Annotated in this window: 17 protein-coding genes and 1 pseudogene; 11 read left to right on the top strand and 7 right to left on the bottom strand. The window is 47.2% G+C overall.

Annotated elements, in window-relative coordinates; all coding sequences use genetic code 11:
* Positions 1-68: 68 nt before the first annotated feature.
* Positions 69-512 (top strand): hypothetical protein, encoded by a 444-nt coding sequence (locus tag RIG66_RS30985; protein ID WP_446383541.1) that lies wholly within the window; start codon positions 69-71, stop codon positions 510-512.
* A gap of 87 nt (positions 513-599) precedes the next feature.
* Here the strand turns inward: RIG66_RS30985 and RIG66_RS30980 are convergent, their stop codons facing one another.
* The 3 genes from RIG66_RS30980 to RIG66_RS30970 all read right to left on the bottom strand — a co-directional run bounded on the left by RIG66_RS30980 (position 600) and on the right by RIG66_RS30970 (position 1,700).
* Complete coding sequence (locus RIG66_RS30980) at positions 600-857, bottom strand: hypothetical protein (protein WP_446383539.1); 258 nt, start codon at positions 855-857, stop codon at positions 600-602.
* 220 nt (positions 858-1,077) lie between these two features.
* Positions 1,078-1,386 carry a DUF3181 family protein gene (locus tag RIG66_RS30975; RefSeq protein WP_446376492.1) on the bottom strand — a complete coding sequence of 103 codons (309 nt, stop codon included), beginning with the start codon at positions 1,384-1,386 and terminating at the stop codon, positions 1,078-1,080.
* Between the two features lie 35 nt (positions 1,387-1,421).
* Entirely contained in the window at positions 1,422-1,700 is a 279-nt protein-coding gene (locus tag RIG66_RS30970) for a 2TM domain-containing protein (protein ID WP_446383537.1), read from the bottom strand.
* 421 nt (positions 1,701-2,121) lie between these two features.
* On the opposite strand from RIG66_RS30970, the gene RIG66_RS30965 reads away from it, so the two are divergent.
* The 7 genes and pseudogenes from RIG66_RS30965 (at position 2,122) to RIG66_RS30935 (ending at position 11,452) form a co-directional block, all read left to right on the top strand.
* Positions 2,122-3,228, top strand: coding sequence for a hypothetical protein (locus tag RIG66_RS30965; RefSeq protein ID WP_446383535.1), 1,107 nt, complete (start codon positions 2,122-2,124; stop codon positions 3,226-3,228).
* Between the two features lie 334 nt (positions 3,229-3,562).
* A pseudogene (locus tag RIG66_RS30960) lies at positions 3,563-6,655 on the top strand (CHAT domain-containing tetratricopeptide repeat protein).
* A 232-nt stretch (positions 6,656-6,887) separates the two neighbouring features.
* The gene (locus RIG66_RS30955) at positions 6,888-7,097 is read left to right on the top strand and encodes a hypothetical protein (protein ID WP_446383533.1); all 210 of its coding nucleotides are present in this window, start codon (positions 6,888-6,890) and stop codon (positions 7,095-7,097) included.
* A gap of 100 nt (positions 7,098-7,197) precedes the next feature.
* Positions 7,198-8,262 carry a class 1 fructose-bisphosphatase gene (fbp, locus tag RIG66_RS30950; protein WP_446383531.1) on the top strand — a complete coding sequence of 355 codons (1,065 nt, stop codon included), beginning with the start codon at positions 7,198-7,200 and terminating at the stop codon, positions 8,260-8,262.
* 102 nt (positions 8,263-8,364) lie between these two features.
* Positions 8,365-9,522, top strand: coding sequence for a transaldolase (tal, locus tag RIG66_RS30945; RefSeq protein WP_446383529.1), 1,158 nt, complete (start codon positions 8,365-8,367; stop codon positions 9,520-9,522).
* A 249-nt stretch (positions 9,523-9,771) separates the two neighbouring features.
* Positions 9,772-11,301 carry a glucose-6-phosphate dehydrogenase gene (zwf, locus tag RIG66_RS30940; protein ID WP_446383527.1) on the top strand — a complete coding sequence of 510 codons (1,530 nt, stop codon included), beginning with the start codon at positions 9,772-9,774 and terminating at the stop codon, positions 11,299-11,301.
* Entirely contained in the window at positions 11,276-11,452 is a 177-nt protein-coding gene (locus RIG66_RS30935; RefSeq protein WP_446383526.1) for a hypothetical protein, read from the top strand. Before zwf ends, RIG66_RS30935 begins: the two co-directional genes overlap by 26 nt.
* A 33-nt stretch (positions 11,453-11,485) precedes the next feature.
* Here RIG66_RS30935 and RIG66_RS30930 read toward each other — a convergent pair whose 3' ends face one another.
* Positions 11,486-11,632, bottom strand: a complete 147-nt coding sequence (locus tag RIG66_RS30930) for a hypothetical protein (protein WP_446383524.1) — start codon at positions 11,630-11,632, stop codon at positions 11,486-11,488.
* Between RIG66_RS30930 and opcA the strand changes: the two genes are divergently transcribed.
* Positions 11,624-12,991 (top strand): glucose-6-phosphate dehydrogenase assembly protein OpcA, encoded by a 1,368-nt coding sequence (gene opcA, locus RIG66_RS30925; RefSeq protein WP_446383522.1) that lies wholly within the window; start codon positions 11,624-11,626, stop codon positions 12,989-12,991. The genes RIG66_RS30930 and opcA overlap by 9 nt on opposite strands.
* Positions 12,992-13,231: 240 nt before the next feature.
* Positions 13,232-14,599, top strand: coding sequence for a cobyrinate a,c-diamide synthase (locus tag RIG66_RS30920; protein ID WP_446383520.1), 1,368 nt, complete (start codon positions 13,232-13,234; stop codon positions 14,597-14,599).
* Positions 14,600-14,725: 126 nt separating this feature from the next.
* Here the strand turns inward: RIG66_RS30920 and RIG66_RS30915 are convergent, their stop codons facing one another.
* Positions 14,726-16,411, bottom strand: coding sequence for an NAD(P)H-quinone oxidoreductase subunit 4 (locus tag RIG66_RS30915; protein WP_446383518.1), 1,686 nt, complete (start codon positions 16,409-16,411; stop codon positions 14,726-14,728).
* A 174-nt stretch (positions 16,412-16,585) separates the two neighbouring features.
* Between RIG66_RS30915 and RIG66_RS30910 the strand changes: the two genes are divergently transcribed.
* Entirely contained in the window at positions 16,586-17,500 is a 915-nt protein-coding gene (locus RIG66_RS30910) for a cation diffusion facilitator family transporter (protein WP_446383516.1), read from the top strand.
* Between the two features lie 428 nt (positions 17,501-17,928).
* Here RIG66_RS30910 and RIG66_RS30905 read toward each other — a convergent pair whose 3' ends face one another.
* Both RIG66_RS30905 and RIG66_RS30900 read right to left on the bottom strand, forming a co-directional pair.
* Positions 17,929-19,269, bottom strand: a complete 1,341-nt coding sequence (locus tag RIG66_RS30905; RefSeq protein ID WP_446383514.1) for an erythromycin esterase family protein — start codon at positions 19,267-19,269, stop codon at positions 17,929-17,931.
* Positions 19,270-19,553: 284 nt separating this feature from the next.
* Positions 19,554-20,210 (bottom strand): phosphoribosyltransferase, encoded by a 657-nt coding sequence (locus RIG66_RS30900; RefSeq protein WP_446383512.1) that lies wholly within the window; start codon positions 20,208-20,210, stop codon positions 19,554-19,556.
* Between the last annotated feature and the right edge of the window lie 134 nt (positions 20,211-20,344).

Below are 20,344 nucleotides of genomic sequence, written 5' to 3'. Positions count from 1 at the left end.
CCCTGTTCCCTGTTCCCTGTTCCCTATCTCTACCCTAATGAGTTCCCCATCTCAACTAAAAATGTGACATGAAAGTCGTTCAACAAACGGTGACATTACTGACGCTGAAAGAACGCCCGATTGGGGTTTGGATATTGAGTGGGTTAACCGCCGCGATCGGATTGCTGATTTTTCTGTCTTCTAATTCATCGATTGATTGGTTCGGATTAGTTTGTATTATCTTAGCGAATGGGATGATGTTCGGCAGTCCAGTGAAGACATGCCAATTTGACAAACAGGGCAATTGGGTCATATTTCAGCAAAAAGGTTGGTTAGGAACCCAGGTGATCCGCCGTCCAATTGACCAGGTAACTGAGGTACAAGTTGAACAGCTTAACCTATTTGGGCTTAAATTATATCGGCTCAAGTTGGTGCTTTTCTCTGAGGAACTATTCTATTTGACGCCAATTCCTTCTACAGATTGTAGACTACAGCAACATTTAGCCAGAACGATTAAACGGTTTCTTACCTGACCAATCAATCCTAAGTCGGGTTAGCATTTCCCGGTTCCCTGTTCTCTATCCTCACCAAACTACTTATTCAGCAACCCTCAATAATACTCAAGTTTCACTTTTAGCGGATAACTGACAACCAATAGGTTGACCAACTGTCTTTTTCATATAGTCTAAAATTTCTTGATAAGCGTCTGGATTGGTTTTAGGATGGATAATAAGTCGCACCTTACCATCCGGTAACCAAAATATCAACCGACCGTTCTTCGCCCAAACAAAGGTGCTGATACGATTGAGATCAATCAGATACGTATCGCGCTCATAACTTAATTTAATCCAATGCTGATCCATAGTGGACAGTGGCAACTCTTAGCTGAGTCAGTCGCAGTGGGGTGTTCTGAGTCAACACACCAATAGGGAACAAGACAGAGTGTGACAGTGAGATAGGCGATCGCTAACGGTTAAAAGGATACACCAGATGGTCATTGAGTATCTTTTTCAGGTAGAATTTTGGTAAAAAAATGGTCATTAGTTCTCATTGCGGAACTAATGACACCTCGTATTGAGCAATCAATTGTTTTGCTAGTTACATTTTGCGTTGAAACTCTTCGAGTAAATCCAGCAGATTAACCTGACACTGCATCGGTAGTAAATCCACGAGGGGAACTTCCCGTTTGCCACCCCCCAGTTTAACCGGAATACTTTGCAAGATTTGTACCACTTGGTCTTCGGAGAGGTTATCCTCTGTCAGTAGAGGATAGAGACGTTCAGCTAACGGGGTATGTAAATGGGCATCCTGTAAGTAAAGATGCCATTTGGCAACATCGATGTATATATTCTCACCAATTTCAGCCGCCAGGGTTTCGATCGCTTCGCTGGTATTCGGGTTAGCCATAATAAATTGAGTAGGACGAACTGGACATTCTCAGTTTATCCTTGAGCAGAGTTAGGCGAATTATCTTGACCCGGTAAAGGAGTATAATCCGCGATCGCAAAGATATAGACGGCGTGTCCGACTAAAATTAATCCCCAGATACCCGTTACCCAATACGTCCAAGTCCAATTAGCATACTGGATAGTACGGACAAACCATAGACCCGAATTACACGCCGCAAACACAGCGACATGGACAGCAAAGTTCATTCGGTCATCTAGGCGTCGATACGCAGCATCGCGACGATCAGGTTTGCGGGACCAACGAGGAGGCATAGCAGTTCGTAAGATAGACGTATGAGAATAGGTTATACTATTTAGTATTTTTTTGATAAGGCAATTTTCGAGTATTCCGGTCTCAAGGGATGGCAACAAGGGTGGAATGCGGGATGCAAGCCTGACTGGAAACGTTGTTAACTAGCGCGATCGCACCGATTTTACGCTTACCGTCTCAAGCGTTGATGACTTTGCTGTCATTTGTTCTGATGAGGAGTGATCAGAGTAGTTTTAGGGGCAATAAAAACAACTCATGAGTTGTGGGTTGGGGTTTATTAATTTGAATTTCTTTGGGTTCCCTTGTGCCGATAAGCTGGTGTGAATAGGGAAACGCCTAGCGGTACTAGATTTAAATTACAGAGTCTTCTGCCGAAATAGGAGTAAGAATTTCCCTAGGGTTCCATTGCTTGTTCCCTAACCAATGACACGACAACCCCACGACCAATTTGCCAAGCAGTATCTGGAAGAATTATTAGCACCTCTGGGTACAATAGAAACCAGCCGTGATGTACCCAGCGAAGTTCGCCAGATTGATGTTTGGTTTATACCTGCGCCTTCACCTTCCCCAGAATTCGAGACTTTAGGATTACTGGGTAAAATGGCAGCAACCACTTGTTTATTTGAACCGTTTCGCAATGCACCTACGCCAGTAGAAGTGCGAAGTTGCATGTTGAAATTGTATTCTGTGGAAGCTGAACTCTTACGCAAGGCGCGACGGGAGAGACGTTCTCTATCAGAAGATGAGTCACCCCGTTTATGGATACTGTCCCCCTCTTGTTCTCAACGGTTACTTGACGGGTTTTGTGCCAAGCTGAATCAGTCGGAGAATTGGGGAGAAGGCGTTTACTTCTTACCGGAGTTTCAAAGAACAGCATTAGTCGCAATTAACCAATTACCCGTAAATCAAGATACACTTTGGTTAAGAGTCTTAGGAAAAAGGAGAACACAGCAACAGGCAATTGATGAGTTAATCGGGTTACCCCAAGAGAACCCACAACGGCGCAATATCCTAGAAATACTAGCCAACTGGCGCATTAATGTGGGCAGGAGTGAAAGGTTAAGTAATGCAGATCGGGAGTTAATTATGAACTTATCACCAGCTTATGTTAAATGGCGGGAAGAGGCTGTCTTAGAAGGCAGACAAGAAGGCAAACAAGAAGGCAGGCTGGAAGAACGGCAGCAAATGGTGGAAAACTTTCTCAGAGTGCGGTTTGGGGAAATTGATGCGGAATTAGCAGGCGCGATCGCACCGATGTTACAGTTACCGCCAGAGGTGTTAACTCGTCTGCTGTTTAGCCTTTCTAAGCAGGAGTTATTACTGTGGTTTGGCGAGGGTTCTGGGCGAGATTTGAGATTAGGCGAAGGGAGGCGAGAAAAGGTGGAGAACCTGCTGAGAGTAAGGTTTGGTGAAGTTGATGCGGAATTAGCCGACAAAATCGCAGCCATGTTACAGTTACCCCATCAAGAGTTGACTCCTTTGCTGTTGACTCGTTCTCGTGAGGAATTATTGGAACGGTTTGGCAGGTAGGGATAAATCCTGGGCAAAGGGAAATGGCGTGTAGAGACGTAGCATGCTACGTCTCTACATTGCATAACCTCAACCTCGTAAGACATAGAGGGGGGTAAGGGGCAAATGTCTCACCACTCGATCTCAAACTGAAGGTAAACGGATGCATTACCAACAACAACAGCCAACCGAAAAACGTCAAACCTATTTTCTCAAGCCAACCTTAACTTCTCGGCAATGGTTGGTTTATTCTTGCCATGCTGTAATCACTATCTTCAGCAGCGTTTTCATAGTTGCTGTGGGACAAGATCAGGGGTTATCCCTACCAAAACGTGCTGGAGAAATAGCACCGATAATGATCGCCCAAACTGACAAACGCGCTGAAGCCGAAAGACTGACTAACGAAGGATGGCAACTGTTTCAACAAGGGACAGCCGAATCACTGCAACAAGCGATCGAAAAATGGGAAACAGCGCTTTCTCTGTGGCGTGAGGTGGGGGATCAATCAAAAGAGGCTTTGATTAATCTGGCACTGGGTAGAACTCATAATTCATTAGGATTCAAGCAAAAAGCGCTGGATTATTATAATCAAGCCTTACCTCTTTATCGAGAACTCGAAGGTTGCGGTTGTGAAGCAACAACCCTGAATAATATTGGTAGTGTCTATTCAGACTTAGGAGAGAAACAACGGGCATTAGAGTACTACCAACAGTCTTTACCCTTATCCCAGGCTGTAGGCGATCGCGCCGGTGAAGCAACAACCCTGAATAATATTGGTGGTATCTATCATGAGTTAGGAGAAAAACAACAGGCATTAGACTACTTCCAACAAGCTTTACTCTTATATCAGGATGTGGGTGATCGCGCCGGTGAAGCAACAACCCTGAATAATATTGCTGCTATCTATGATGACTTAGGAGACAAACAACGGGCATTAGATTACTACCAACAGGCTTTACCCTTAATCCAGGCTGTAGGCGATCGAGCCCAAGAAGCTAGAACCCTGAATAATATTGGTTGTGTCTATAATGAGTTAGGAGATAAACAACTGGCATTAGAGTATTACCAACAATCTTTACCTTTATTCCAGGCTGTGGGCGATCGCCCCCAAGAAGCAAGAACCCTGAATAATATGGGTGGTGTTTATTCTAGCTTAGGAGAGAAACAACAAGCTTTAGAGTACTTCAAACAAGCTTTACCTTTATTCCGGGCTGTGGGCGATCGTGCCGGGAAAGCTTCTATCCTGAATAATATTGGTGGTGTCTATTCTGATTTAGGAGAAAAACAACAGGCATTAGAGTACTTCCAACAGGCTTTACCCTTAATCCAAGCTGTGGGTGATCGCGAAGGGGAAGCAGCAACTCTAAATAATATTGGTGATGTCTATTCTGATTTAGGAGAAAAACAACAGGCACTAGAGTACTTCCAACAGGCTTTACCCTTAATCCAGGCTGTGGGTAATCGCGCCGGAGAAGCAGCAACCCTGAATAATATTGGTCTAGTCTATTCTGATTTAGGAGAAAAACAACAGGCATTAGAGTACTTCCAACAAGCTTTACCTTTATCCCAGGCTGTGGGCGATCGCGCCGGGGAAGCAAACACCCTGAATAATATTGGTGGTGTCTATTTGAATTTTGAAGAAAAACAACGGGCATTAGAGTACTACCAACAGGCTTTACCCTTATCCCAGGCTGTGGGCGATCGCGCCGGGGAAGCAGGCACCCTCTCCAATATCGCCTACGCAGAAAGAAGCCGAGGCAATCTCCAACAAGCGTTGACTCCAATGCAAGCCTCGATTGAGATTATCGAAGATTTACGGACTAAGGTTGCCAGTCCTGAATTACGTCAAACTTATTTTGCCACTGTACAAAATGAATACCAATTCTACATCGACCTGCTGATGCAACTGCATCAACAAAACCCATCTCAAGGCTACGACAAACAAGCCTTCCACGCCAGTGAACGTTCTCGTGCCAGAACGCTATTAGAATTACTCACCGAAGCCAATGCCAATATTCGAGAAGGTGTCGATCCTGACTTACTCCAACAAGAACAAACCTTAAACGCTAAACTTGATGCAACCGAAAAACAACGGATTGAAATATATAGTAATCCTGAATCCACCCCAGCCCAGAAAACCGCCATTGAACAACAACGGCAACAACTTTTAGAGGACTATCAACAACTGCAAGACCAAATCCGGGCGACAAGTCCTAAATACGCCGCCCTGAAATATCCACAACCCCTAACCTTAGAACAAGTTCAACAACAGATTCTCGATGAAGACACTATTCTATTACAATATTCCTTAGGAGAAGACAATAGTTATCTCTGGGCAGTAACCAAAGATAGCTTAACCAGTTATCAACTCCCTGCCGGAGAGGAAATAGAAACCCTCGCCCGCCGCTTCTATAACCTCTTACAAATTCCCGGTTATGAAATTGGCAATCCCAGAGGCATTGCTAAAGTTGTCCCCCGTGATAATTTAAATTCTGTGGCACAACTGAGTTAACTTCTGTTCGGACAAGTGGCTGAACAATTAACCAAAAAACGCATTGTAGTTGTCGCGGATGGGGCATTACAATACATTCCCTTTGCTGCTTTAGCCACACCCGAAACTGCCGATACCGATACTCCAATCCCCCTAATCAATCAATACGAACTGGTCAACTTACCCTCCAGTTCCACCTTAGGGATTATTCGTGACCAAATTAACGGACGCCAGGAAGCGCCCCAACAATTAGCGATTCTGGCTGACCCGGTTTTTACGGATAATGATAACCGCCTCAAAACTGCCTCCAACCGAGAGATGAAAGTCAACTTAAACCAAGCTTCACTCAACCGTTCTCTTCGCGTGTCTGAGATTAACTTAAGTCGTCTTCCTGGAACTCGCACTGAAGCGGAAGCAATTCTCAATTTAGTGTCATCAGCCACCCAAGTTAACGCCTTTGACTTTGATGCCAATCGTGACTTTATCGATAATTCCCAACTGCAAAATTATCAAATCATTCATTTAGCCACTCACGGCATTCTCAATAGTGAAGCGCCCGAGTTATCGGGTGTGGTGTTATCGTTAGTGGATCAACAAGGAAATTCCCAAAATGGCTTCTTGCGCCTCCATGATATATTTAACCTGAATCTGCCAGCGGAATTAGTGGTATTAAGTGCTTGTCAAACGGGATTAGGAGAAGAAATTCGAGGCGAAGGATTAGTGGGGTTGACGCGAGGGTTTATGTATGCAGGTGCGCCGCGTTTGGTGGTGAGTTTGTGGAATGTGGATGATGCAGCAACGGCGGAGTTTATGACTCGATTTTATCAGTTAATGTTGAATGATGGATTGAAGCCTGCCCAAGCGTTGCGGGAAACTCAGTTACAAATGCAACGGGAAACTCAATGGAAATCTCCCTATTATTGGGCAGCATTTACGTTGCAAGGCGAGTGGAATTAAATCCCAAAATTGTCTCAAACCGTAGGGTGTGTTAGCGCAGCGTAACGCACCGAACTATCTGAACCGTAACATGGTGCGTTACGGCGCACTTAGGTGTTGAGATAATCAAAGTTAATTCTCCCATGCGCCTAACGCACCCTACGAATACTTGATTTTACGGTTTAATGTTGAATGATGGGTTGAAACCTGCCCAAGCGTTGCAGGAAACGTTACGGCGCACTTAGGTGTTGAGATGATAAACGTTAATCCTCCCATGCGCCTAACGCACCCTACGAATACTGACTACGAAGGAACGGGCGTTACGGCGATCGCACGGCTTGAGCAACCTGAATTTAGCATCATTTCGATGCAATCTGAACAACTGAACCCCCCATCCAGCCGGAAAAGATGTCAAAATTCCTCTAAAGTGAGACGCTTGTTGGTCAATGCCTCTCTAAGATAGGGAGTAAAGTGGAAAAGACTACCATGCCAGGATTGGTATCAGGGCTTCTTAACGATGTACCCTCGCTTACCAACAGCGTGACCGATAAGGAGGAAAGAATATGGCAGATGTCGAGCGGTCTCTAGTGGAAGAGCATTCTCTGGATCGGGATTGTACCACGCTATCCCGTCACGTTCTGCAACAGCTTAAGAGTTTTAGTGCTGACGCCCAAGATCTCAGTGCCTTAATGAATCGTATTGCCTTAGCCGCCAAAATTATTTCCCGACGGTTGAGTCGCGCTGATTTGGTCGAAGGTGCGTTGGGATTTACCGGGAATGTGAATGTGCAGGGCGAATCCGTCAAAAAGATGGATGCTTATGCTAATGATGTATTTATCTCGGTGTTTAAACAAAGTGGACTCGTTTGCCGCTTGGCATCCGAGGAAATGGAAAAACCCTACTACATTCCCGAAAACTGCCCGATTGGTCGGTATTCCCTGATCTATGATCCGATTGACGGCTCCTCGAATGTTGATATTAACTTGAATATCGGCTCAATTTTTGCAATTCGTCGGCAACAAGGCGAAGATATTGACGGCGAAGCCACGGATCTGTTGCAGGATGGACACCAGCAAATCGCGGCTGGATACGTGATCTATGGACCGAGTACAATGCTGGTTTACTCCATTGGCACTGGGGTTCATGCGTTTACCCTTGATCCCAGCTTGGGTGAGTTTATTCTGTCCCAGGAAAACATGCAAGTGCCAGAGCATGGACCGGTTTATAGTGTCAATGAAGGGAACTTCTGGCAATGGGATGAATCGATTCGCGACTATATTCGCTACGTCCATCGCCATGAAGGGTATACGGCTCGCTATAGTGGAGCTTTAGTGGGAGACTTCCATCGCATCTTATGTCAAGGGGGCGTATTCATTTATCCCGGTACCGTGAAGAAGCCGGAAGGGAAGTTGCGTCTACTCTATGAAACTGCACCCTTAGCCTTTTTAATCGAACAAGCTGGGGGTCGAGCCAGTACCGGTACCGAAAACCTGATGGACGTGGTACCCGAAAAACTCCATACGCGCACACCGTTGGTTATCGGGAGTAAAGAGGATGTGGCGTTAGTGGAGTCCTTTATTCAAGAACGAGCGCGAGAATCCAAAGAAGCGATCGCGTCTCGTTCTTAGCTTAGTATCAATCGTAACCAAGAATTCAAGGTTCCTTAACCCAGGGATATGTCCTTGAATCCAGACGAATAGTAATCTATACCCTAACTTAGGAGTTTAAGCATGACAGCAACAGCCAATAATCCTATCTTCCAAATCGAAAACGATTACGGTCAGAGTATCTGGATGGATAATCTTAGCCGTACTATTATCGAATCCGGTGAACTGAAGCAGTTAATTGAAAGTCGCGGGGTTCACGGGATTACCTCCAACCCGGCGATTTTTGAAAAAGCGATCGCGGGGAATGCCATTTACGACGCCGATATCGAAGCGGGGATTAAGGCAAACAAATCGGTAGAGGAGATTTATGAATCCCTCGTCTTTGAGGATATTCGTAACGCTTGTGATATTCTCAAGCCGATTTATGACCAAACTGATGGACTTGATGGTTACGTCAGTATCGAAGTTCCTCCTACCATCGCTAAAGATACCGAAAGCACGATTAATGAAGCCCGTCGGTATTACCAAGAGATTGGTCGGGAAAATGTAATGATTAAAATTCCCGGCACTTCCGAAGGTTTACCTGCGTTTGAGCAAGTGATTAGTGAAGGGATTAACGTCAATGTTACCCTACTCTTCTCCATCCAAAGTTACATTGATACTGCTTGGGCGTATGTCCGAGGCTTAGAAAAACGGGCAGAAAAAGGAGAAGATATTAGCAAGATAGCCTCCGTTGCCAGTTTCTTCCTCAGCCGGATAGACAGTAAGATTGACGATCGCATTGACGAAAAACTCCATGCTGGGGTTGACCGGATCGAGAAAGACGCAAAGCTGGAAGATGTTAAAGGCAAAGTCGCGATCGCCAATGCCAAAATCGCTTATCAGAAGTTCAAAGAGATTATTCAAAGCGATCGCTGGAAAGCCCTATCCGCCAAAGGCGCTAACGTACAACGCCTACTCTGGGCAAGTACCAGCACCAAAAATCCCGACTACAGTGATGTCATGTACGTCGATGAGTTGATTGGTCCCAATACCGTCAACACCCTGCCACCGAATACTATCGAAGCCTGTGCCGATCACTGTTCTCCGGAAAATCGGATTGAAACCGATGTGGAAAAGGCGTACCAGTTAATGGAAAACCTAAAAGATCCCGATATCGCGATCGATCTGGATCAAGTCATGGATGAACTGCTTGATGAAGGCATTGACAAATTTGTCAAGCCCTTTGAGTCCTTAATGTCCTCCCTGGATAGCAAGGTCAAAGACTTGGCAACGGTATAGCGATACCCTAAGGCGTGAGGTATACCCTACTGTAGGGGCACCATCCTTGCGCCCTTACCGGGGTAGCGCATGAAACGGGAAATTGCCGATGAGCCGTGTAAACCAATAACCCATGGTATAAACTTGGTCGGGGCGGGTTGAGTCACATCCGGGTGAGGTCTAGAAACGAGATATAGTAAAACCCGCCCCTACACACTCAAAACCCAAGACGCGCCATGGCGCGTCTCTACACTCAACTCAAAACTCGAAATGGTGACATTTACAGAAAATCCCCTGCGCGTTGGTTTACAACAGGAACGGAGTCCAGAACCGCTGATTTTAGTGATTTTTGGCGCATCTGGAGACCTGACCCAACGCAAGCTAGTTCCCTCCCTGTATCAGCTTAAACGCCAACGACGACTTCCTTCAGAAATAACAATTGTTGGGGTAGCCCGTCGCGAATGGAGTCATGACTATTTTCGCGAACAGATGCGGGAAGGGATTGAGGAGTTTTCTGACGGAATTCACTCTGAAGAACTGTGGAATGATTTTGCTGAAGGGCTATTCTATTGTCCCGGCAATATCGATAAACCAGAAAGCTATCAGAAATTGAAAGCATTTTTGGCAGAACTGGATGGTAAACGGGGAACCCGAGGAAATCGAGTATTTTACCTCGCCGTTGCGCCCAAATTTTTCCCTGAAGCCATCCGCCAACTGGGGACAGCCGGAATGCTGGATGATCCCATGAAGCATCGCCTGGTGATTGAAAAACCCTTTGGTCGAGATTTGAGTTCAGCGCAAATTCTCAACCGCGTCGTGCAGCAAGTGTGTCGTGAGGAACAGGTTTATCGCATTGATCACTACTTAGGTAAGGAAACCGTTCAGAACCTGTTAGTCTTCCGCTTTGCTAACGCGATCTTTGAACCCTTGTGGAATCGCCAGTTTGTCGATCACGTTCAGATTACTGTAGCCGAAACCGTGGGCGTCGAAGATAGAGCAGGTTACTATGAAACATCGGGTGCGCTGCGAGATATGGTGCAGAACCATTTGATGCAACTCTTTTGCTTAACTGCAATGGAGCCACCCAATTCCCTAGATGCGGATAGTATCCGGACTGAAAAAGTAAAAGTAGTTCAGGCAACACATTTAGCCGATATTAATAATTTAGAATGTTCAGCGGTTCGTGGTCAGTACAAGGCAGGCTGGATGAAAGGAGAGGCAGTATCAGGATATCGAGAAGAAGAAGGCGTTGATCCCCAGTCGATCACACCCACTTATGTGGCGATGAAACTCATGATCGATAACTGGCGTTGGCAAGGTGTTCCCTTCTACCTGCGGACTGGGAAACGGTTACCGAAGAAAGTCAGTGAGATTTCGATTCAGTTTCGCGATGTCCCCTTACTGATTTTCCAATCCGCCGCCCAACAAACCAGTCCCAATGTGCTGACGATGCGGATTCAACCCAATGAAGGCATTTCCCTGCGATTTGAGGCAAAAATGCCGGGTCCACAGCTTCGTACCCGCACAGTTGATATGGATTTTAGCTATGGCTCATCCTTTGGCATGGCGACATCCGATGCCTACAATCGATTATTACTCGATTGTATGTTGGGAGATCAAACGCTATTTACCCGCGCCGATGAAGTGGAAGAAGCCTGGCGGGTGATCACCCCAGCCTTATCCGCTTGGGAAGCACCCACTGATCCCGACACGATTCCCCAATACGAAGCCGGAACGTGGGAACCCAGGGAGGCAGAACACCTGATTAATCGGGATGGACGTCGTTGGCGTAGACCCTAGTTGGGGAGCAGAGGGAGCAGGGGGAGCAGAGGGAGCAGGGGGAGCAGGGGGAGCAGGGGGAGCAGAGGGAGCAGAGGAAGCAGAGGGAGCAGGGGAAGATGGAGAAGATGGGAGACAAAATTTCTATAACTCATTACCCTATTCCCTATGACACACCGAGCGAAGCCGAGGTGTTGCCTATTGCCTATTCCCTGACCAATGACCAATGACCAATGACCAATGACCAATGACCAATGACCAATGACCAATGACCAATGACCAATGACCAATGACCAATGACCAACGACCAATGACCAAAAACAAATAACGAAGGATAATAACGATGGTACAATCTCCTCCAATCCTATCTCTACAATCACCTAAAGACGTTTCCTTAAGTGAAATTGAGGAAGAACTGCGTCATATCTGGCAAAGCTACAGTACAACAGATAATAATACGGATGTTCCTAGTGCTGTACGAGCAACCACGTTTACGTTGGTGGTTTACGAACCGGAAGAAACTCAACTGCTTTTAAGCGCATTGGGATATTATTCGGGTCCCATTGACGGAATTATTGGACCCCGCATGTTTGCCGCAATCAAAGCCGCTCAGAAAACTTATGGATTGCCGAGAACAGGTAAGGCGGATGACAAAACTAAGGAAAAACTGCGCGAAGAGTATAATGAACGGCATCAGCAAGAGGTGAATGGAAATGGGGAAACTAGACGGCAACCCTATTCGGCGGATATAGAAGGATCGGGAATTGCTGATGCGATCGCGGCGGCGAATCCTTGTCGAATTATCGCCCTGTGTCCGATTGTCGGTGAAGATGAAGGGGTGACGGCACAAGTTTCTGCTTCTTGTCCGATGCAAAAGCACAGTCAAAGTACCCTAGTTTGCTGTGAATACATTACCTTGAGTGGTACACCAGCAGCTTTAGAGCGCATCGGGGGTATGATCTGTGAACTGATGATTAGTGATTTACCCCAATTTATCTGGTGGAAAGGAACCCCTGATCCAGATTATGGGTTGTTCAAACGACTGGCTGGAATTAGCAATAACGTGATTGTGGATTCCAGTGCCTTCCAAAAACCCGAAGAGGCGTTGGCACGACTACAGGAGTTCATCACCCAGGACATCCCCATGGCTGACCTCAATTGGCAACGGTTAGCCTCATGGCAAGAATTGGCGGCTGAGGCATTTGATCCGCCAGAACGCCGCTCTGCGCTCAAAGAGGTTGACCAAGTTACTATCGATTATGAGCAAGGTAATCCAGCTCAAGCGTTAATGTTTCTGGGATGGTTAGCCTCTCGACTGCAATGGCGTCCGGTTTCCTATTCCAAAGAGGGCGGAGAATATGATATCCGACGGGTTAAATTTACGACTCCCGAACATCGCCCGGTAGAAGCTGAATTAGCCGGAATTCCTACGGCTGATGTGGGAGAAGTGGCGGGAGATTTGATTAGCCTGCGTTTGGGTTCAACAAATATGGATGCAGACTGCTGTACTGTGTTGTGTTCAGAAACCACAGGTTGTATGCGGATGGAGGCACATGGCGGGGCGCAATCGTGCCGCATTCAGCAAGTTACGCCGATGTTTGACCAAAAAACGGAGCAGTTGTTAAGTCAGCAGTTGCAACGTTGGAGTCGCGATTTGCTCTATGAAGAAAGTCTGGCGGTGACTGGGCAGATCATGAACGCTGGGAGTTAGGGATTCGGTGATGAGTGTCGGGTGTCGGGTGTCGGGTGTCGGGTGTCGGGTGTCGGGTGTCGGGTGTGGGGGTTGTAGAGATGTTCCGGTGAACGTCTAGGATCAGGGGGAGAGGAGGGCGGGTTTCGTACAAACGTTATCCTCAACAACCAAGCATAAAGTCCCTAAACCCACCCCTACACATTTACGCGCCATGTCCGACTAGCGAAGTGAAGGATCAAAACTTCCCCAATTCCCCCTATGGCTTTAATTATTGCTGGTGAACGGAGTGGGGTAGGCAAAACAACGGTGACGCTTGCCCTGCTTTCGTGTTTATCGCGACGGTATCGTCGAGTGCAATCCTTTAAAGTGGGTCCAGATTACATTGACCCGATGTTTCATCAACGGGTAACGGGACGTCCCTGTCGGAATTTAGATCCGGTGTTAACGTCGGAAACTTATGTTCAAGCCTGTTTTAACCTTCATCTGCACGGGGTAGACTATGCTCTGATTGAAGGGGTGATGGGGTTGTTTGATGGTGCATCAGGAGGCGATGATGTTGCCAGTACAGCGCATATTGCCCGACTGTTAAATGTCCCGGTGCTGTTGGTTTTAGATTGTAGTCGCTTATCCCGTTCCGTCGCCGCGATCGCACAGGGGTATCGTTGCTTTGATCCCCGCATCCAAGTGGCTGGGGTGGTGTTGAATCGAGTGGGGAGCGATCGCCATTTAGAATTGCTTCAAGATGCCCTAGAACCCCTACAATTACCTATACTCGGTGTACTCCGGCGTCAGGATAGTCTGACGATTCCCGATCGCCATCTGGGATTAGTTCCCACCGATGAACTGACGTTTCTGGATCAGTTCATTGATCAACTGGCTGATATTGGCGAAACCTGCTTTAACTGGGAGCATTTGTTGCCTCTGTTGAGGGCAGAGATTCACGATTTAACCGTTACCAATCAACCGTTAAATACCTCTATAACTCAACCCATTACCCGAATTGCCATCGCTCGCGATCGCGCCTTTAGTTTCTACTATCAAGATAATCTGGATTTATTGCAACAGTTGGGAGCGGAATTAGTTCCCTGGAGTCCCATCGCGGATACCACATTACCAGAAGGTGTACAGGGACTTTATTTTGGTGGGGGATTCCCCGAAGTGTTTGCCCAGGAATTGGCGGATAATATCGAGGCGCGTCAGGCGGTGTGGAATGCCATTGTTCAGGGAATGCCTACCTATGCTGAATGTGGTGGGTTGATGTATTTATGTCAACAGGTGACAGATTTTGAGGAAAAATGTTGGTCGATGGTAGGGATATTACCCACAAAGGCGGTAATGGGCAAACGTTTAACCCTGGGATATCGTCAAGCAACGGCATTACACCATACGCCATTGGTATTAGTGGGTGAAAGGGTTTGGGGACATGAATTTCATCGTTCCCAGTTAACAGCAAGTCCTCAACAGCCTTTGTTTGAAACAAGAGGATATGATCCGAAGGGAAAAGTTGGGATTGAGGGGTGGCGAATACATCAATTACATGCGTCCTATATTCATCTGCATTGGGGTGGAAGAACAGATATTCCTCAGCGTTTTTTGAAATGTTGTCAGCAATTTAATCCAATTTAGGCATCCTATAAAAGTAACGCACCATATACCTGAGAACGGTGCGTTACGGCGCAAAAGCGCAAATTATTCGTGATGTTAATCCAAGTAAGCGCCTAACGCACCCTACGAAAATTCGAGAAGTTGAAGTTAACGATTATAGGAAACTGTTGCTACCGATGGTTCCTTAATTTGAGGAACTACGACGTTCTGAGCATAAATCTGGGGCTTATCTTGGGCGACTTGGAAATACGCTTCCCGTAGCTGCGCGTTAACCGCTACTGTCTTGGCATCATAAAGCTGGGTGGCGAGTTTGGGATAGAACCCAATACCCAGAATCAGCACTAAAAAGCAAGCCGCAATAAAAACTTCCCGTGGTTTAGCATCGGTGTAAACGGCATTAGCAGGCAAAACACAGTCTGTCCCAAAGCAAACGGCTCCTTCTTCATCCTTATTCTCGAAGTTGGAATTATCAAGTTCACAGGTTGGGGCGATGCCTGCTCCGTAAAAGACTTGTCTAAGTAGAGAAAGGAGATAAATGGGTGTGAGAATTAGTCCCAACGCCGAGAGGAAGACTGTTACTGTGCGGAAGGTTGAGCTATAAATATCACTGGTTGTCACCCCGACAAAGACAGAGAGTTCACTGGCAAACCCACTCATTCCCGGAAGGGCGACTGATGCCATCGCAGCTGCGGTAAACAGGGCAAAGACTTTGGGCATAACCTGACCGATACCACCCATACTATCTAAGGCTAAGGTGTGAGTGCGATCATAGGTAACTCCAGCTAGGAAAAATAGCACGGCGGCAATTAAACCGTGGGAAATCATTTGCAACATTGCGCCACTGATCCCTAAGTCCGTGAATGAGGCGATTCCGAGGAGGACAAACCCCATGTGAGACACGGAGGAAAAGGCAAGACGCCGCTTCATATTCGGCTGGCCAAAGGAGTTGAGTCCACCATAGACAATATTGATCACCCCTAGCATCGCCAGAATTGGGGCAAAGTAAACGTGAGCATCAGAAAGGATCTCTAAATTCAGGCGAATTAATCCATATCCGCCCATTTTAAGGAGTACCCCAGCTAAAATCATTGATACAGGAGCAGAGGCTTCACCATGAGCATCGGGAAGCCAGGTGTGCAAGGGGAAAACCGCTAATTTAACTCCAAAGGCAATTAATAATCCCGCATAGAGTAGCAGTTCTAATGCCAAGGGGTAATCCTTGATGCCGAGTTCAACCATATCAAAGCTGATTGTCCCCTCGCCATAGAGTGCCATGGCTAACCCAGCTACCAAAATAAATATAGAGGCGGCGGCAGTATAGAGTAAGAATTTGGTCGCGGCGTATTGACGCTTCTGTCCCCCCCAAATCGAGACGAGGAGATAAACGGGAACCAGTTCCAGTTCCCACATAATAAATAGGAGCAGAATGTCTTGGGCGATAAAGACGCCAATTTGTGCCGAATACAGCACCAGCATCAAAAAATAGAAGAGGCGAGGCTTGTGATCGACTTGCCAAGCGGCGAAAATGGAGAGCGTTGTCACCAGTCCCGCCAGAAGTACCAGGGGAAGTGACAGTCCATCCACAGATATTGCCCAACTGAGACCTAATTGAGGTATCCAGGTATACTTTTCGGTGAGTTGGAATGTGGCGCTGCTGGAATCGTAATGCTGCCAAAAGGTGTACACCATCAACAGAAAATCTGCGATCGCGACACCGAGGGCATACCATCGCACTGTCTTACCCCCCTTATCTGGCAGTATAGGAATGGCAAGAGAAGCAACGAGTGGTAATAGGACGATCGCACTCAGCCAGGGAAATGAATCGGCTATCATAACGATGGTAAAAATGCTTAGTTAACAGATGATGTTATTTTACTAAGCTTTGTAACATTTTTCTCATAAATATTTATCTTGGATCACTATAGGGTATCCCCGTAGAGGATGTAGACCACCGTTTTCATAGTTTTGGGGCGGGGAGAGAAAGAATCTACATTGGGTAATCACAGCATGTCCCACAACCACCATCACCATCACGACCACGAATCCTTCAACTACAATCGTGCTTTTGCCATTGGTCTGATTCTCAATGGCGGGTTTGTCGTTGTTGAAGCCTTTTCGGGTATCTTCTACAATTCCCTGGCGTTACTGGCGGATGCAGGTCACAATCTCAGTGATGTCTTAGGCTTGGTTCTGGCTTGGGGTGCGAATATGTTGTCCCAACGTTCTCCAACCAAGCGCTATACCTACGGCTTCCGTCGTTCCTCGATTTTGGCGGCTCTTTTGAATGCTACCCTTGTCCTCGTGGCGATGGGTGCAGTGGCGTGGGAAGCGGTGAGAAAGTTCTTTAATCCTCAATCTGTACCCGGTGGTGTTGTGATTGGTGTTGCCTTGGTTGGCGTGGTGATCAATACCATTACCGCACTCCTGTTCATGTCAGGTCGTAAAGAGGATATGAACATTCGCGGTGCATTTGTGCACATGGCGGCAGATGCGCTGGTGTCTGTGGGAGTCGTGCTGGCGGGTATTGCGATCGCGGTGACGGGGTGGCTGTGGTTCGACCCGGCTGTCAGTTTAGTTATTGTGGTGGTTGTGGTGGTGAATACTTGGCAACTGTTTCGGGAGTCGCTGAATTTAGCCCTAGATGCGGTTCCGGAAGGGATTGAACCCCTTGCCATTCGCACGTATCTAACTGAACTTCCTGAGGTTGATCAAGTCCATGACCTGCATATCTGGGCAATGAGTACGACAGAAATAGCGTTAACGGCTCATCTGGTGATACCCAAAGGGTATCCGGGTGATGCGTTTTTGATGAGGGTATCCCAGCATCTGCATGATCAGTTTGGCATTGAACATCCGACGATCCAAATCGAAACGGGTGATCCGAGTCAACCCTGCACTCTGGCTTCAGAAAATCGGGTTTGAATTGGTCATTTGTCATTTGTCATTTGTCAGGGAACAGGGAACAGGGAACAGGGAACAGGGAACACCTCTGCTTACCTCGACTTCGCTCGGTAACACGCTCGGTGTGTCTTATGGAATAGAAATTTTGTCTCCCATCTCCCTCAGCTTCCCCAGCTCCCTCAGCTTCCCCAGCTCCCTCAGCTTCCCCAGCTCCCTCAGCTTCCCCAGCTTTCCCTGCTCCCTCTTAAGCTGTTCGGCATTTAAACCTTAATGTCAATAATGGCGAAAGCATTGTAGTGCGAGCATCTTGCTCGCTACTAATACCCAATTTAAATGCATGACAGCTTAGGGATAAGATATCATCGTACCTTTTACATTCACCAAGCATATTATTCTTGTAGGGGCACGATATCATCGTGCCCTTTTCAAGGGGAAAGGCTTACCCAATATCAAACTCCCATGGGGAAGGTTTCGGGGGCTTCACCTCGATCCCATTGAGGGGTGCGTTCTAAGGGTTCGACTGCCCGTGTTTCGTCAAAATGGATAATCGCATCAAACTGTTCCGGTAATCGCGCCTGGAAATAATGGCTGACGCGCTCGGTTTGGGGCAGATAAATTACCCCGATCGCACGTTCTAAACGCGGCTTGTGTAACCCTTGCACGGCGGGGTTTTGCTCCCGTAAGTTTAGCCAAAAGTTCGGCTGTTCCGTCTGATGAAACAAGGCTTCATAACTTTCCGGTAATGCCCGACGCACTTGCTTGCGTTCCGCTGATGCACCCCAATTGGAGGCGGCGGTAACGGTTCCGGTGTAGGTACTAAAGCCAATCAGGAAGGCATCATCCTGGTATTGCTGACGCACCAGTTGACCAACATTCAGTTCCCCCGCCGCGCCCATATCGGTGGCTCTAGCGTCGCCGAGGTGGGAGTTATGTTCCCAAACCACTACTTTCGTGGGTTGACCCTGTTGCTCAAAGTGAGTCACCAATTGGTTCAGGGTTTCCGCCATGTGGCGATCGCGTAAATTCCAGGAGGAAATTCGACCGCGAAACATGGAACGATAGTATTGTTCGGCATTCTTAATCAGTCGGGCATTCTGTTCGGCATAGAAAAACTCATCTTCCGGAATCCGTCCATCGCGTTGAGCATAATCCGCCGCCCGACGCCGTAAATCCACCAGTTGATCGACCACCTCATCTTCACAGGGTTGATTCATGCCAATGCTGGTAGCATATCCGTAGCTTTGGGTATCTTCACCAAAGTGATCGAAACAGGAGTAACGGTAACGCGCATGGGCGGCTGCTTCTGGATCAATGGTATCCAGATACTTGAGAACGGCTTCGATTGAGGTATAGAGGCTGTAGAGATCTAGCCCATAAAACCCGGCTTTCGTGGCATCTTTGGGTAAAGCATCATTGTACTCTCGCAGCCAACCGACAAAATTTAATACATCGGCATTGCGCCACATCCAAGTGGGGAAGCGTTGGAAATCTGCTAATGCGTCGATACTGTCGGGATCATCACTAACACCTCGAACGTAGCGATTAATCCGATAAGCATCGGGCCAATCGGCTTCAACGGCGACGGCGGTGAATCCTTTTTCTTGAATGAGCCGTTTGGTGAGTTCTGCCCGTTGTTGATAGAATTCGTGGGTGCCGTGGGAGGCTTCGCCGATGAGGACAAAACGAGCATTTCCGATTTGATCGAGTAGGGCATCATAGTCGGATGATGTGCCGGAAATAGGATGTGCTGTTTGACGTACAGCATCGGTAAGTTTAGTTTTTGTAGGCATGGTAATTTTATAATCTATAACGTCTGAATAGTTGGACGAGTGAGGCAGGGCGGGTTTTGTTGTTCCGTTATTGGTGAGGCAGGGCGGGTTTTGTTGTTCCGTTATTGGTGGGGAGGGCGGGTTTTGCAATTCCCTTATTGGTGGGGAGGGCGGGTTTTGCAATTCCCTTATTGGTGGATAGCTGTCTTTCATTCCCTAAACCCGCCCCTACGATTGTCCCTAAACCCTTACAAATGACAAATGACAAATGACAAATGACGATCCCTTTAATTGTCCCCACCTACTTAAGCTCTAGTCGGTTGTTGACTGGCTGAGCGTTCCATCAAGTCACGCACTTCTTGGTCGGTGGTTTGGTCAAATTTGTCGTACCACAGACCGACGGCGTAGAACGGTTGCGGTGTTTCACTACAGATGATTTTGTCTACCTCGACTTGAAACTCCTGGCAGGTTTCGGGGGCGGCAACGGGGACAGCGGCAACAATTTCCTTCGGGTCATGCTGTCGCAAGGCAACGGCAGCGGCGTGCATCGATGCACCTGTAGCTAACCCGTCATCCACTAAAAGTACGGTGCGATCGCGTAACTCCAGAGGCGGAAGATCCCCTCGATAAGCCTTTTCCCGCCGTTCTAATTCTTGTTGCTCTTTGGCTGCAACTTTGTCAATCGCTTGCTTGGATACACTCAGCGATCGCACCACGTCCTTGTTTAAAATGCGCGTACTGCCACTGGCGATCGCACCCATGGCTAATTCTTCATGACCCGGTGCGCCTAATTTGCGAACCAGACACACATCTAGAGGCGCATTGAGTCCTCTGGCTACTTCATACGCCACCGGGACACCTCCACGGGGTAATCCCAGAACAATCACATCGGGGCGGTTGGCATACTCTTTCAGATCGCTGGTGAGTCTTTGACCTGCTTCTTTTCTAGTTTTGAAAATCATAATTATTCTAATTTGTCAATAAATTTAGACCACTAATTTCAGTCAGTGAATTAAGTTGAAACTGTTCCCTGTTCCCTCGTCTTTTAGATTAGATCGCTAGATGCCAGAAATTCGTCAACCTACAGATAGATACC

Origin of the sequence: Coleofasciculus sp. E2-BRE-01, from assembly GCF_040221695.1 — a bacterium.
Taxonomy (GTDB): Bacteria; Cyanobacteriota; Cyanobacteriia; order Cyanobacteriales; family Coleofasciculaceae; genus Coleofasciculus.
Note: the sequence above shows the minus strand (reverse complement) of the source record. Positions and strands in the feature narration are given on the sequence as shown.